Source organism: Pseudonocardia sp. NPDC046786, from assembly GCF_040645415.1.
Lineage (GTDB): Bacteria > Actinomycetota > Actinomycetes > Mycobacteriales > Pseudonocardiaceae > Pseudonocardia > Pseudonocardia kongjuensis.
On record NZ_JBEYYF010000008.1, the window covers coordinates 107,333 to 119,711 of the forward strand.

Below are 12,379 nucleotides of genomic sequence, written 5' to 3' on the forward strand. Positions count from 1 at the left end.
GTCAGAGCGCGATCAGTGACTTGAGGGTACGTCGCCGCGCCATCCGCCGGTACGCGTCCGGGGCGCCGTCGAGCGGCACCGTCTCCTCGGCCACCACGGCCGGATCGACGGCACCGGACCGGACCAGCGCGAGCAGCTGGTCGCCGTCGCGCATCAGGTCGCCGATGGCGAACCGCAGCGACAGCTCGTCGGCGAAGGCCCGGCCGGCGGGCAGCGACCAGTCACCGGCGTGCACCCCGACCGACACCACGGTCCCGCGCCGGCGCACCAGCTCGAACGCCGCGTCCAGGCCGTGCGGCCCGCCGACCGCGTCGATCACCACGTCGGCGCCGCGGCCGTCGGTGAGCAGCCGCGCGGAGGGCTGCGCGTCGGCCGGGTCCACCGCGACCGAGCCCTCCCGGCCGGCGAGGTCGCGCCGGGCGGCGACCGGTTCGACGAGCAGCACGGTGCCCGCGCCGCAGGCCTGCGCGGCCAGCGCGGCGAGCTGCCCGACCGGTCCGCCGCCGAGCACGGCGACGGTGTCGCCGGGCAGCGGATCGGCGCGCCGGACGGCGGCGTAGCCGGTGGCCAGGGTGTCGCCGAGGAAGACGGCGGCGTCCGGGGAGATCCCGTCGGGCACCGCCCGCAGGACGGTGTCGGCGAACGGGACCCGGACCAGCTCGGCCTGGGCGCCCGGCAGCGGCGGCCCGAACGCGGTGCCGGTGCCGAAGAAGCGGCGCTGCGGGCACTCCCAGTGGTCGCCGCGCCGGCACCACCAGCAGGAACCGCAGGCGGTGAAGTCGGCGCCGACGACGGTGTCGCCGGGCCGGTGCGCCGCCACCGCGGCGCCGGTCTCCACGACCTCCCCGACGAACTCGTGGCCGAGCACGGCGCCGACGTCGAGCCCGTCGCCGTGCGCGACGGTGTGCAGGTCGGTCCCGCAGACGGCGGCCCGGCGGACCCGCACGATCGCGTCCGCGGGCTGCTCCAGCCGCGGGTCGGGCACGTCCGACACCCGGACCGTGCCGTCGCCGGCGAAGGTGACCGCGCGCATCACGCCGCCGCGGCGAGCTCGGCCACCCGTTCCCGGATGCGGTCGGCCGCCGCCCGCAGCGCGGTCAGCTCGTCGGGCCGCAGGTCCAGGGTGACGATCTCGCGCAGCCCGTCCCGGCCGAGCCGGGCCGGCAGCCCGACGTAGACGTCGGAGATGCCGTAGCTGCCGTCGGCGAGCACCGCGGCGGGCATCACCTCGCCGGTGTCGGCGGCCATCGCCAGCACCATCCGGGCCGCAGACATCCCGGGCGCCATGAACGCGCTGCCGGACCGGAGCAGCCCGACGACCTCGCCGCCGGACCCGCGGGCCCGGGACACGACGGCGTCGAGCTCGGCGGCCGGGACGGCCGCGGTCAGCGGACGGCCGCCGGTGCCGGCGGTGGACAGCGGGATGACCATCTCCTCGCCGTGGCTGCCCAGCGCCCACGCCTCGATCCGGTCGGCGCGGGCGACGCCGGTCAGGGCGGCCAGCGCCTGGAAGCGGGCGGTGTCGAGCACCCCGGCCATCCCGAGCACCCGGCCGGACGGCAGCCCGGAGGCGGCCCAGGCGTGCTGGGTCATCTCGTCCAGCGGGTTGGTGACGACGACGATCACCGCCCGCGGGGAGGTCGCCGCGACCTGCCGGGCGACGTCCCCGACGATCGCCGCGTTCGTGCTGATCAGGTCGGAGCGGCTCATCCCCGGTGTGCGCGGCTTCCCGGCGGTGATGATCACGTAGTCGGCCGGGCCCGCCTCGGCCACGGTCGCCGCACCGCGCACCCGGGTGCCGAACCCGGACAGCGCCGCGGTGTGGGTCAGGTCCAGCGCGATGCCCGCGGCCCGCCCCGCGTCGATGTCGACCAGCACGACCTCGGCGAACACGTCCGCATCGGCGAGCCGCATCGCGGCGATCATGCCGACGTTCCCGGCCCCGACGACGACCACCCGGCCGGTCGCACCGGTCCCCCGGCCGGCCGAGGGGGCGGCGGCCGCGCCGGGCAGCACCGTGCGCGGCAGCGGGGCGCCGCGCCGGAACAGCGCACCCGACGGCGGCCGGACCGGTGGCGGCGGGCCGCCGGACAGCGGGGTGGCCGGTGCGCCGCCGGATGCCGGGCCGGTTGGTGCGTGCACCGTTCCGGCGGAGCCGGACCCCGTTGCCCGAGGGGCACCGGGCCCGGTGGCCGGGGCGTGACCGGCCACGCTGGCCGGGGGCGCCCCGGCACCCGGTGCCGCGGCGGGCGGCGGGCCGGTCACGATCTGCACGGCCAGCTCCCGGGCCCGTTCCCGGGCCAGCGGGGTGACGATGTCGCCGGGCCGCACGTACAGCGTCCCGCCCGCGGCGGCGTCCACCGACGCGGCTCCGTGCACGGTCATCGCCGGTCCTCCCGCCCGTGGATGTCCTCCAGCGCGGCGACCGCGGCGTCCCGGGCGGCCTGCACCGCGCTCTCGGTCCCGGACAGGAACATCCGGCCGAACCGGCCCACCGCGCGCAGCTCGATGACGGTGATGTCGGCGGCCTTCTCCGCCTCGTTCGCGGCGACCGCGATGTAGGCGGCCGGGGCCACCTCCATCACGAACAGGCTCTGCCCGGGCATCAGCATCGAGCCCTTGCGCCACTTGTTGAGCAGCTGCGCCTGGTAGGGGTGCACGTTGGTGATGAACTGGGTGGAGGCGATCGTCGGGTGGATCCGGTCGGCCTCGGTCATCCCGAGCTCGTCGAGGATGGCCTGCCCGGACGCCAGCACCTCGGCCTGCTGCTCGGAGTGGATCTCCAGCAGGCCGAACTCGCGCTCGATGATCTGCAGCGCGGGCCGCACCCCGGCGGCCTTGAGCGCGATGTCGGCGGCCCGGAACACCTCGTTGCCGGGTGCCATCTCGATGTAGAGCTCGGCCATCCCGGCGAGCGGGACGTCGCCCGGGCTGGTCGCGGCGATGTGCGCCGCGCACTGCGGCTGCATCCGGTCGACGAAGGCGTAGGTGCGCAGGGTGGGGGTCGCGCTCATGCCCGCTCCCCCGCCCTGGCGATCCCGACCGGGGTGATGAGCAGGGCGTGCGGATAGGTCACGACGGTTCGCTCCAGGTAGCCGGCCAGCACGTCGTCCGCGCCGGGGATCATCAGGGCGCCGCCCGCCAGGTGCAGCGGCAGGTCCTCGGCGCCCGCGGTCAGTGCGCGGACGTTCTCCGCGATCCGTTGCAGCCCGGGGACCAGGATCGGGAGCGCCTCGCGGGGATGCGACCGCTTGCGGGCCTCGGCCTCCTCGACGCCGATCCCGAGCGCACCGGCCAGCACCAGGTCGAGGTGGTGGCCGCCGCCGGGGCGGTCGTCGAGCCGGACCAGCTCGCCGTCGCGGTAGACGCCGACCCCGGTCGAGCCGCCCCCGACGTCGACGACGACGCCGTCGCGCACCTCCAGCGTGCGCTGTGCCGCGCCGACCTCGTCGACCAGGACGACCTCGTCGAACCCGGCGGACTCGCAGACGTAGGTGCAGGCCCGGGCGTCCGCGACCGGGATGCACGGCGGGTAGGCGGTGGCCGCGCTGCGCAGCTCGACGCCGAGTGCGGCCTCCGCCCGCTCGCGGAGCCGCCGCACGGTGGCGGTGGCCCGGGCGAAGTCCACGACGACGCCGTCGGCCAGCGCGCCGGACGGGTGGCTCTGCACCCAGACCGGGTGCTCCCGGCCGTCCGGGGCCACCGCGAGGACGACCAGCACGCATCCGGCCGTCCCGAGATCGACCCCGGTCCGGAGGGTGTCCGCGGCGGCCACCGCGGCGATCGCGGACCGGTCCGGCCCACCGTCCCCGCCGATCGCCGCGGCGGTGGCGGCCGCCGCGGCGAGCAGCGCCCGCGGGCCGGGCGCCGGCTCCGGGTGGCGAGCCCGCGAGCCCCGGGGGGTCCGCCGCCGGGCGGTGCCGACCGCGGTGGCAGCGGTGCCGACTGCGGTGGTGGTGGCAGTGGTGGTGGCAGTGGTGGTGGCAGTGGTGGTGGCCATCTACAGCTCCACCGGGTCGTAGACGGTCCGCCACGGGCGCACCTCGTGCGCGATCCGCTTGATGTTGATCAGGTGCAGCGGGGTGACGTTGTCCGAGCAGATCGAACCGCTCCAGGTGCCGGTACCGAGCTGGAACGATGGGTCGACCTCGGTCGAGTAGCCCATCCCGCCGAACAGCGCCGGGGTGTTGATCACGATCCGGCCGGCCGGGAGCGCGCCGAACGGCGCGATCTCGGCCGGATCGGCGGCGTGCACCGCGGTGGTGTGCCCCTCGCCGTCGAGCGCCAGGATCTCCCGGCACCGCCGCCATCCGGCCGCGGCGTCGGGCACCTGGTACACCGACAGCACCGGGCCGAGGATCTCCCGGGACAGCGGGGTGTCCGGGCCGACCGTGTCCAGCCGGCAGGCGAGCACCCGGGTGGACGACGGCGCGGTGAACCCGGACAGCTCGGCCAGCCGGACCGCGGTCTGCCCGACCGAGGCGGGTCGCATCGCGCCTCGGTCGTCGAACAGCACCCGGGCCAGCGCGGCCTGCTGGGGCGGGTTCATCCAGTAGGCGCCGCGCTCCTCGAAGGCCGCGAGGAACGCGGGCGCCACCGCGTCGACGACGACCACGGACTGCTCGGCCACGCAGGCCGTCCCGTTGTCGAACGACTTCGAGGTGATGATCATCTCGGCGGCCTCGGCCGGGTCCGGCACGCTGACACCGACGTAGGCGGGCACGTTCCCGGCACCGACCGCGATGGTCGGCTTCCCGCTGGAGTACGCGGCCCGCACCATCCCCGGGCCGCCGGTGGCGAGCACCAGGGCGATCTCGTCACGGCTCATCAGCTCGCGGGTGGCCGGCAGGGTCGGGTTCTCCAGGCAGGACACCAGCCCCTCGGGGGCACCGGCGGCGACCGCGGCCTCGGCCATCACCTGCACGGCGCGCAGCGTGCAGCGCGCCGCCCGCGGATGCGGTGCGTGCACGATCGCGTTGCCCGACTTCACCGCGGCCAGCGACTTGAACAGCGCCGTCGACGTCGGGTTGGTGACCGGGATGATCCCGGCGAGCACACCCATCGGGGACCCGACGGCGGTGACCCGGGCGTCGTCGTCGACCCAGAGCACGCCGACCGCCCGCCGCTCGAGCATCCACTTCGCGACGAAGCCGGTGTTGTAGCGGTTCTTGTAGATCTTGTGCTCGTAGACGCCGTACCCGGTCTCGTCGACGGCGAGCCGGGCGAGCTCCTCGGCGGCCTTCGTCCCGGCCAGTGCCATCGCCCGCACGTAGCGGTCGAGCGTCTCCTGGTCGGTCCCCTCCAGCTCGGCGAACGCCGCGGCGGCGGCGCGGACCTTCGCCCGCACGTCGGCGATTCCGGCCAGGTCGGCGTCGAGCCGTGGATCGGGGGCGGTGGCTGCGGTCATCTCCACACCTCGGGTTCGTCAGTGGTCGACGTGGGCACGCCCGGCCGCCGCTCCGGCGGGACGCCGTGGCGGTGCGACGGACGGGGTGGGAGCGGCTCAGCCCTTGGGCCGGGTCAGGACGGCGAGGATGCCCTCGGTCTCGTCGTGCGGCCGCGGGATGACGTGCACCGACACCACCTCGCCCGCCTTCTCCGCGGCGACCGCGCCGGCGTCGGTCGCGGCCTTCACGGCGCCGACGTCGCCCCGGACCATCACCGTCACCAGACCGCCGCCGATCTCGCGGTGCCCGAGCACCTGCACGTTGGCGGCCTTCACCATCGCGTCGGCGGCCTCGATGGCGCCGACCAGCCCCTTGGTCTCGATCAGGCCCAGCGCGCCGCGCAGGGCGGGGGCGGCCGGGTTCGCAGTCGTCGGAGCCATGGCGTCCTCCTGGTGTGATTCGGTTCAGGTCTTCTGGTAGCTGACGGTGCCGGAGCGGACGACGGTGTCCGCGATCCCGACGACGGCCAGATCGGTGGGCACGTCCGCGCCGGCGGCCACCCGGGCGGCCCCGCCGGTCACCACCAGCACGATCTCGCCGACCCCCGCACCGACGGTGTCGACGGCGACCAGGGTCGGGCCGCCGTCCCGCTCGGGATCGTCGGCGGCGGCCTCCTGCACGAGCAGCAGCGTGAACCGCTCGAGCCCGGGGCCCTTGATCGTCGAGACGACCTGCCCGAGCACCTTGGCGAGCCGCATGCCCGGGCCACCTCCGTCGGTAGACACGTGGTGGCCGGGCGTGCGCCGGACCACCGCTGGCCGGGACAGTACGTCCGGCACGTTCCCGCGGGCCTTATCCGTCCGGGACAACGTCACGGCCGGTCGTTGTCCATCGGCGCTGTGGCCGGGCGGGGGTCCGCGCGGGAGCGTGCTGGATGTCAGGCACAGCCCCGTCGCCCGGCGGCCGGGCCCGCACGCGCCAGGAGGTTCACCGGTGATCCGCCCCGAGGACGCACAGTTCCACGCCCCGACCAGCGACGACCCGCTCTGGGCCGAGACCAACTACTTCGGCCTGTACGCCGGCCAGGACACCGGCCGGCCGCTCAACATCGGCCTGTACGGGCTGTTCCGGGAGCCGCTGGGGGTCGTCGGGTCGACGGTCTCGGTGAACAGCCGCCGGGTCACCGCGCCGTGGGAGGCCGAGTACTGGGACGCCTGGGAGCACCTGGTCGTGCCGCAGCCGTCGAACCTGCTCGACTACGAGCTGGCGAACGGGCTGAAGGTCGTCGCCACCGACCCGCACCGGATCTGGGACGTGTCCTACTCGGATCCGGCCGCCGATCTGGAGATCCGGTTCCGGTACACGGCGCTGCACGAGCCGTACGACATCAACGACCCGGACCAGGACCCGCTCGCCGCCGACCGGGACATGGCGAAGACCTGGGGGCACGCCTACGCCGGCCACTTCGACCAGACCGGGCACTACGAGGGCGAGATCCGGCTGCGCGGGCGGACCACGCCGATCGACTGCGTGTCCACGATGGACCACAGCTGGGGGGTGCGGGCGGAACGGCAGACCTCGCGGCTGAGCTGGCTGCACGCGCACGTCGGCCCGGAGCTGGCCGTGCACGGGCTGTTCGACTTCAGCACCGAGAACGGGCCGGACGGCGAGTCGCCGCTGCGGCTCACCCACGGCTACGTCCTGCACGACGGCGAGCTGCGCGGCCTCAAGGCGGGCTCGGGCCTGACCAAGCGGTCCCGGCTCTACCCGGAGCAGATCTCGATCAGCGTCACCGACTCGGCGGACCGGGTGTGGGAGGCCGAGGGGCAGGCGCTGACGTCGTTCCCGTGGCAGTCCCAGCCGGGCGTCGTCGGGCACAACGCGCTGCTGCGCTGGACGCTGGACGGGCGGACCGGGTACGGCGAGTGCATGGACTTCATCGGCATGGGTGAGCTCGGTGCGATCTACGACCGGGTGCACGGCGGCTCGTGAGCACGGCATGAACGCGCCCCCCGCGACGCCCCGGGCCGAGGCGGTGCTCTTCGACCTCGACGGCACGCTGGTCCAGACCCGCATCGCGTCCTGGACGGTCTTCTCGACGATCAACGACCGGTTCGGGCTCGGCGTCGACGGCCCGGAGCAGTACTTCGACCTGTTCCGCGGCAACGTCTACGACTCGATCGCGAAGCTCTGCCGGGACGAGGAGCAGGCCGCCGAGGTCAAGGAGGCGTTCCTGGCGCTGCTGCGCGCGGAGTACTCGCCGCCGCTGGTGCCCGGCGTCGGGGACGTGGTGCGGCGGCTGGCGGGGCACTGCACGCTCGCGGTGATGTCGTCGAACGCGATGCAGGTGATGCGCCGCGTGCTGACCGACAACGACCTGGCGTTCTGCTTCGCGCACGTGTTCGGCGGCGACGTGATCCCGGACAAGCGGGCCGCGGTGCGGACCTTCCTCGCAGACTCGGCGAACACCTTCGGCCGCCGCTGCTCCGCCGACTACGACGAGGGCGGCCTGCGCCAGGCCCCCGATCTCGCCAGCACGGTGCTGGTCACCGACACCGCCGGGGACGTCCGGGACGCGGTCGAGGTCGGGATCCGCGCGGTGGGGGTCGCCTGGGGGATGCACCCGGCCGAGGATCTCCTCGCAGCCGGCGCCGAGTTCGTCGCGCTGTGGCCGCAGGAGCTCACCGCGCACCTGCTCGGCGACGCCGCGACCCTGCCCCCGGGCGGAGCCTGCGCGATCCCGCCGGACGGAGCCCGGGCCGTCCCGCCGGACGGGGCCCGCGCGCTCCCACCCGGCGGCCCCGGCCCGGCTCCGGCGGCCGGGGCTCCGGCCGGCACCGCCGCGGACCCGGGCCCGATCGCCGCCGGCGGCTGCGGGTGCGGCTGCGCCGGGGAACCCGATCCGGCGGCCGCCGGACGGGTGCGCCGCGACCGGCGGCGGACCGCGGCCGGCACCCGTGCCGCCCCGGGACCCGAAGCCCCGGGCCCGACCGCCGTCCGGCCCGGCCCACCGGACGAGATACTCGACGCGGTGCGGCGGGTGATGCGCAGATGAGCGCGCACGAGCTGGAGGGTGCGTTCAACTTCAGGGACCTGGGCGGACTGCACGCCGGTCCGGACCGGCGGGTCCGGACCGGCGTGCTGTTCCGCAGCGACACCCTGCAGGCGCTCACCCCGGCCGACGTCGATCACCTCACCGACGTGCTGGCGCTGGAGCTCGTCGTCGACCTGCGGATCGGCCCCGAGGCCGTCGAGGAGGGCCGCGGCCCGCTCGCGGCCCGCCCGGTCAGCTACCTGAACGCCCCGCTGCGCGACCTGCCGGTCTCCGACCTGCCGGCCCGCGAGCAGTCGCTGTTCTTCTACCGGGAACACCTGTCGTCGGCCGCATCGCCGCTGGCGACGATCGTGCGCGTGCTGTGCGCGATGGCTGGCCGGCCGACCTTGCTGCACTGCGCCGCCGGGAAGGACCGGACCGGCCTGGTGTCGGCGATGACGCTGCGCCTGCTCGGCGTGGACGACGACGACATCGTGGCCGACTACCTGCGCTCCGGGCCGAACATGGAACGTGTCATGGACCGGTTCCGGACCTGGCCGCGCTACCGGGATCACATGGGGGCCGTCCCGTCCGAGGTCTACCAGGCGAAGGAGTACACGATCCGCGGGTTCCTCACGGCCCTCGACCGGGACCACGGCGGCGCGGCCGGCTGGGCGGGGCGGCGCGGGATCGGACCGGCGGACCTGCAACGGCTGCGCGACGGGCTGCTGGTGCCCACCGGCTGAAGGAGGGAGGAGCGGGCCGGACCCGGGTGCCTCCCGGGCCCGGCCACCGGTCTCATCCGGTCTGCGCCGCCTTGCCCAGCGCCAGCACCAGCGGGCGTGCCCCGTCGGCGTCCACCGCGAAGCGCCGGAACCCCAGACCGAACAGCTGCGCGGCGGCTTCCTCGGGAACCTCACCGGACAGCCGCATCCCGACGGTCCGGCCGTCCCGCACCGCGCCCGCGACACCGTCGAGCAGCCCCCGCACCACCTGGTCGATCTCGGTCCGCGGGTCCACCGCGAGCAGGCCGCGGCGGAGGTACCCGTCGAGCGGCTCGGCGGTGAGCAGCTGGCGGGCCGGGATCCCGAACACGGCGGCCTGCAGCGCCCGGACCTCCACCCACACGACGTCGACGGCGGCGGCGATCCGTGACGCGCCGGCGACGGCCCGCGGGCTGGTCAGGTAGGCACCGACCGAGACCGCGACCGCTCCACCGGACTCCTGGGCGGCCTCGTCGGCGATCGCGCGCAGCGCCGCGGCCTCCGCCGGGTCGCAGACGTGCCGCAGGGCCAGGTGCACCCCCGAGGTGCGGCCCGCGGCGGCCGCGGCCCGGGCGAGTCCCCGCAGCTGGGCGCGGACCAGCGCCGGGCGGCCGAGCGGCATCGCCAGCTCCGGGTGCCGGGTGGTGACCGCGGTCTGCTGCAGCATCTCGCGCGCCTCGTCGGCGACCAGATCGATCGCGCGGACCCCGACCTCGAGGTCCCCGGCGGCGGCGAGCAGCGGGGTGAACTCCTGCTCGACGAGCTCTGCGACCCGGTCGAACGGGCCGTCCATCTCGGCGTCGTCGAGCAGCCGGCGGACCAGGCCGTCGATGTGCCCGGTCGCCGCGAGGACGTCGTCGACCGCGGTGACCAGCCCGTGCGCGCCGGCCTCCCGGGCGTACTGCACGTCGGCCGGCAGTGTCACCCGGACCAGCACCTCGCAGCCGGACGCCTCGGCCGCCGTCGCGAGCACCGAACCGAGCGCGCCGGTGGCGACGGCCGGCGTCGCGGTGCTGATCCGGCCGAGCAGGAGCTCGCCGCCGGCGCCGTCGAGCGAGACCTCGTCGCCCTCGGCGACGGTCCGGCCGTCGATCGTCAGGGTGCGGGCCGCACCGTCGACGACGAGCGCCCCGGCGCCGACCACGCAGGCCGTCCCGAGCGCCCGCGCGACGACGGCCGCGTGGCTGGTCGAGCCGCCGGTCGCGGTCACGATGCCGCGGGCCGCGATCATGCCGTGCAGGTCGGCGGGGCTGGTGACGGCGCGCGCGAGGATCACGTCCTCCCCCGCGTCGGCCCGCTCCTTCGCCCGGTCGGGGTCCAGCACGAGCACGCCGCTCACCTGCCCCGGACAGGCCCCGATGCCGGTGGTGAGCACCCGGCCCGCGGCGCGCGCCCGGTCGATCTCGTCGGTGTCGAACCCGGGCCGCTGCACCTGCCGGACGTGCTCCGGGGTGAGGTGGCGCAGCGCCGCGGCGGTGCCCACCTCGCCCTCGGCGAGGAAGTCGGCGGCGATCCGCACCGCGGCCTCCGGGGTCCGCTTGGCGCTGCGGACCTGCAGGAAGTAGAGGACGGACCGCTCGACGGTGAACTCGATGTCGAGCACGTCGCCCTGGGCGCGTTCCAGCTCGGCGCAGGTCCGGCGCAGCTCGTCGAGCAGCCCCGGGGCGAGCGCGCGGTCGACCGGATCGGGCGTCCGGGTGCCGGCGACGACGTCCTCGCCCTGGCTGTGCGCCAGGTACTCGCCGAACAGCCCCGGTTCGCCGGTGGCCGGGTTCCGGGTGAACACCACGCCCGAGCCGGAGTCGTCGGAGAGGTTGCCGAACACCATCGACTGCACGACGACGGCGGTGCCCAGGTCGTGCGGGATCGCGTGGAACTCGCGGTAGGTGCTGGCCCGGCGGGTGTTCCAGGACCGGAAGACCGCCTCGACGGCGCCGAAGAGCTGGGCGCGCGGATCGGCCGGGACGGACTCGCCGTCGGAGGCGGCGAGCGCCTCCTCGCAGGCCCGCCAGATGCGGTCGTGGACCTCGCCGGCGTCGTCGCCGGGGCGCACCTGCGCGACGAGCTCGTCGATGCCCTCCCCGGGATCGAACGCGCCGAGCACGGTCTCGGCGTACATCGCGTGGAAGCGGGCGATCAGGTCGGCGACGAACCGGCTGTCCCCGGTGGCCGCAGCGAGCGCGACGGCGGCGGCCCGGTCGAGCCCGAGATTGAGGATCGTGTCCATCATCCCGGGCATCGAGACCGGCGCGCCCGAGCGCACCGACAGCAGCAGCGGGACCGGCCCGGCGCCGAACGTCTTCCCGGTCCGCCGCTCCAGCTCGGCCAGCCGGGTGGTGATCTCCCCGGCCAGGCCGTCGGGCAGCGCGCCCTCGCGCAGGTAGCTCCGGCAGGCGGCGGTGCCGATGACGTATCCCGGCGGGACCCGCAGCCCCTGCTGGCTCATCCGAGCCAGTCCGCTGCCCTTGCCCCCGAGCCAGTCGACGTCGGCCGGGTCCGCCTCGGCGAAGGTGCGGGTGAGACCCGCGGATGCGGTCACGGTGCCCGGCCCGGTCACTCCGCCCGCTCCCGGCCCAGCGTCCGCAGCAGGTCCTCGTGGAACTCGAACCAGATGTTGTGCACGGAGTCGATCGTCGGCGACGACACGAACTCGTGCTCCCCGCGGTCGATCGACCCGAGTGCGGCGGCGAACCGCTCCGGGTAGCGGGCGAACCGGGCGTCGTGCCCGGCGAGCGCGTCGAGCAGCGGCGTCAGCCGGGCGACGAGCTTCTCCAGCCGGGCGACGACCTTGTCGTCGTAGTCCGGGTCGGAGTGGTCGTTGGTGACCTTCCGCCCGCCGACGTCGATCTGCTGCCAGGACGACATCGTCGTCAGGAACCGGGCGTTGGTCGTCTCGAACCGCTCGACGAGCGCGAGCACGTCGGCGTCGGAGCGCACCCCGGCGTAGAACCGGGCCGCGGCGGCGGCGAGCGCCGGCTCGGCGTCGTCGGTGGGCAGGACCGATCCGCCCGCGACGACGACCAGGCCCTGGCCGGTCAGCCGCTCCAGCACCGCGTCGACCCGGTCCGGGGCGACCCCGGAGGCGGTCGCGACGACCTGGGTGGTCGCCATCTTCTTCAGCGCGACGACGTCGAGCACGTCGTAGTCGGTCTTGTCCAGCACGACTGCGGTCATGGGGCTCCCTTCACGGGGCC

The 12,379-nt window shown here is 75.5% G+C and carries 12 protein-coding genes; 3 read left to right on the forward strand and 9 right to left on the reverse strand.

Annotated features, from left to right (window positions below):
* Window position 1 precedes the first annotated feature (1 nt).
* From ABZ881_RS12520 to ABZ881_RS12550, 7 genes are all read right to left on the reverse strand, one after another.
* Complete coding sequence (locus ABZ881_RS12520; protein WP_358484137.1) at window positions 2-1,033, reverse strand: alcohol dehydrogenase catalytic domain-containing protein; 1,032 nt, start codon at window positions 1,031-1,033, stop codon at window positions 2-4.
* Window positions 1,033-2,385, reverse strand: a complete 1,353-nt coding sequence (locus ABZ881_RS12525) for a malate dehydrogenase (RefSeq protein WP_358484140.1) — start codon at window positions 2,383-2,385, stop codon at window positions 1,033-1,035. Before ABZ881_RS12525 ends, ABZ881_RS12520 begins: the two co-directional genes overlap by 1 nt.
* Window positions 2,382-3,014, reverse strand: coding sequence for a BMC domain-containing protein (locus tag ABZ881_RS12530; RefSeq protein WP_358484142.1), 633 nt, complete (start codon window positions 3,012-3,014; stop codon window positions 2,382-2,384). Before ABZ881_RS12530 ends, ABZ881_RS12525 begins: the two co-directional genes overlap by 4 nt.
* A complete protein-coding gene (gene eutJ / locus ABZ881_RS12535; protein ID WP_358484144.1) occupies window positions 3,011-4,000 on the reverse strand; it encodes an ethanolamine utilization protein EutJ in 990 nt (329 codons plus the stop codon). Before eutJ ends, ABZ881_RS12530 begins: the two co-directional genes overlap by 4 nt.
* Entirely contained in the window at window positions 4,001-5,407 is a 1,407-nt protein-coding gene (locus ABZ881_RS12540; RefSeq protein ID WP_358484146.1) for an aldehyde dehydrogenase family protein, read from the reverse strand.
* 96 nt (window positions 5,408-5,503) lie between these two features.
* Window positions 5,504-5,827 carry a BMC domain-containing protein gene (locus ABZ881_RS12545; protein WP_358484148.1) on the reverse strand — a complete coding sequence of 108 codons (324 nt, stop codon included), beginning with the start codon at window positions 5,825-5,827 and terminating at the stop codon, window positions 5,504-5,506.
* A gap of 24 nt (window positions 5,828-5,851) precedes the next feature.
* A complete protein-coding gene (locus tag ABZ881_RS12550) occupies window positions 5,852-6,145 on the reverse strand; it encodes a EutN/CcmL family microcompartment protein (RefSeq protein ID WP_344019373.1) in 294 nt (97 codons plus the stop codon).
* Window positions 6,146-6,380: 235 nt separating this feature from the next.
* Between ABZ881_RS12550 and ABZ881_RS12555 the strand changes: the two genes are divergently transcribed.
* Genes ABZ881_RS12555 through ABZ881_RS12565 form a run of 3 tightly spaced genes read left to right on the forward strand, consistent with a single transcriptional unit; the run spans window position 6,381 to window position 9,167 of the window.
* Window positions 6,381-7,379 (forward strand): hypothetical protein, encoded by a 999-nt coding sequence (locus ABZ881_RS12555; RefSeq protein ID WP_358484150.1) that lies wholly within the window; start codon window positions 6,381-6,383, stop codon window positions 7,377-7,379.
* A 7-nt stretch (window positions 7,380-7,386) separates the two neighbouring features.
* Window positions 7,387-8,442, forward strand: a complete 1,056-nt coding sequence (locus tag ABZ881_RS12560; protein ID WP_358484152.1) for an HAD hydrolase-like protein — start codon at window positions 7,387-7,389, stop codon at window positions 8,440-8,442.
* Window positions 8,439-9,167 carry a tyrosine-protein phosphatase gene (locus ABZ881_RS12565; protein WP_358484153.1) on the forward strand — a complete coding sequence of 243 codons (729 nt, stop codon included), beginning with the start codon at window positions 8,439-8,441 and terminating at the stop codon, window positions 9,165-9,167. The genes ABZ881_RS12560 and ABZ881_RS12565 overlap by 4 nt, the downstream gene beginning before the upstream one ends.
* 52 nt (window positions 9,168-9,219) lie before the next feature.
* Here ABZ881_RS12565 and ABZ881_RS12570 read toward each other — a convergent pair whose 3' ends face one another.
* Together ABZ881_RS12570 and ABZ881_RS12575 are read right to left on the reverse strand one after the other, a co-directional pair.
* A complete protein-coding gene (locus ABZ881_RS12570) occupies window positions 9,220-11,724 on the reverse strand; it encodes a pyruvate, phosphate dikinase (protein ID WP_358484156.1) in 2,505 nt (834 codons plus the stop codon).
* A 14-nt stretch (window positions 11,725-11,738) separates the two neighbouring features.
* The gene (locus ABZ881_RS12575) at window positions 11,739-12,359 is read right to left on the reverse strand and encodes a hypothetical protein (protein WP_358484158.1); all 621 of its coding nucleotides are present in this window, start codon (window positions 12,357-12,359) and stop codon (window positions 11,739-11,741) included.
* Window positions 12,360-12,379 lie beyond the last annotated feature (20 nt).

Excerpts from the sequence above, each read along its gene's own strand:
- ABZ881_RS12575 (WP_358484158.1), bottom strand. The coding sequence starts at position 12,359 with ATGACCGCAGTCGTGCTGGACAAGACCGACTACGACGTGCTCGACGTC.
- ABZ881_RS12530 (WP_358484142.1), bottom strand. The coding sequence starts at position 3,014 with ATGAGCGCGACCCCCACCCTGCGCACCTACGCCTTCGTCGACCGGATG.
- ABZ881_RS12545 (WP_358484148.1), bottom strand. The coding sequence starts at position 5,827 with ATGGCTCCGACGACTGCGAACCCGGCCGCCCCCGCCCTGCGCGGCGCG.
- eutJ (WP_358484144.1), bottom strand. The coding sequence starts at position 4,000 with ATGGCCACCACCACTGCCACCACCACTGCCACCACCACTGCCACCACC.
- ABZ881_RS12550 (WP_344019373.1), bottom strand. The coding sequence starts at position 6,145 with ATGCGGCTCGCCAAGGTGCTCGGGCAGGTCGTCTCGACGATCAAGGGC.
- ABZ881_RS12565 (WP_358484153.1), top strand. The coding sequence starts at position 8,439 with ATGAGCGCGCACGAGCTGGAGGGTGCGTTCAACTTCAGGGACCTGGGC.
- ABZ881_RS12560 (WP_358484152.1), top strand. The coding sequence starts at position 7,387 with ATGAACGCGCCCCCCGCGACGCCCCGGGCCGAGGCGGTGCTCTTCGAC.
- ABZ881_RS12520 (WP_358484137.1), bottom strand. The coding sequence starts at position 1,033 with ATGCGCGCGGTCACCTTCGCCGGCGACGGCACGGTCCGGGTGTCGGAC.
- ABZ881_RS12540 (WP_358484146.1), bottom strand. The coding sequence starts at position 5,407 with ATGACCGCAGCCACCGCCCCCGATCCACGGCTCGACGCCGACCTGGCC.
- ABZ881_RS12525 (WP_358484140.1), bottom strand. The coding sequence starts at position 2,385 with ATGACCGTGCACGGAGCCGCGTCGGTGGACGCCGCCGCGGGCGGGACG.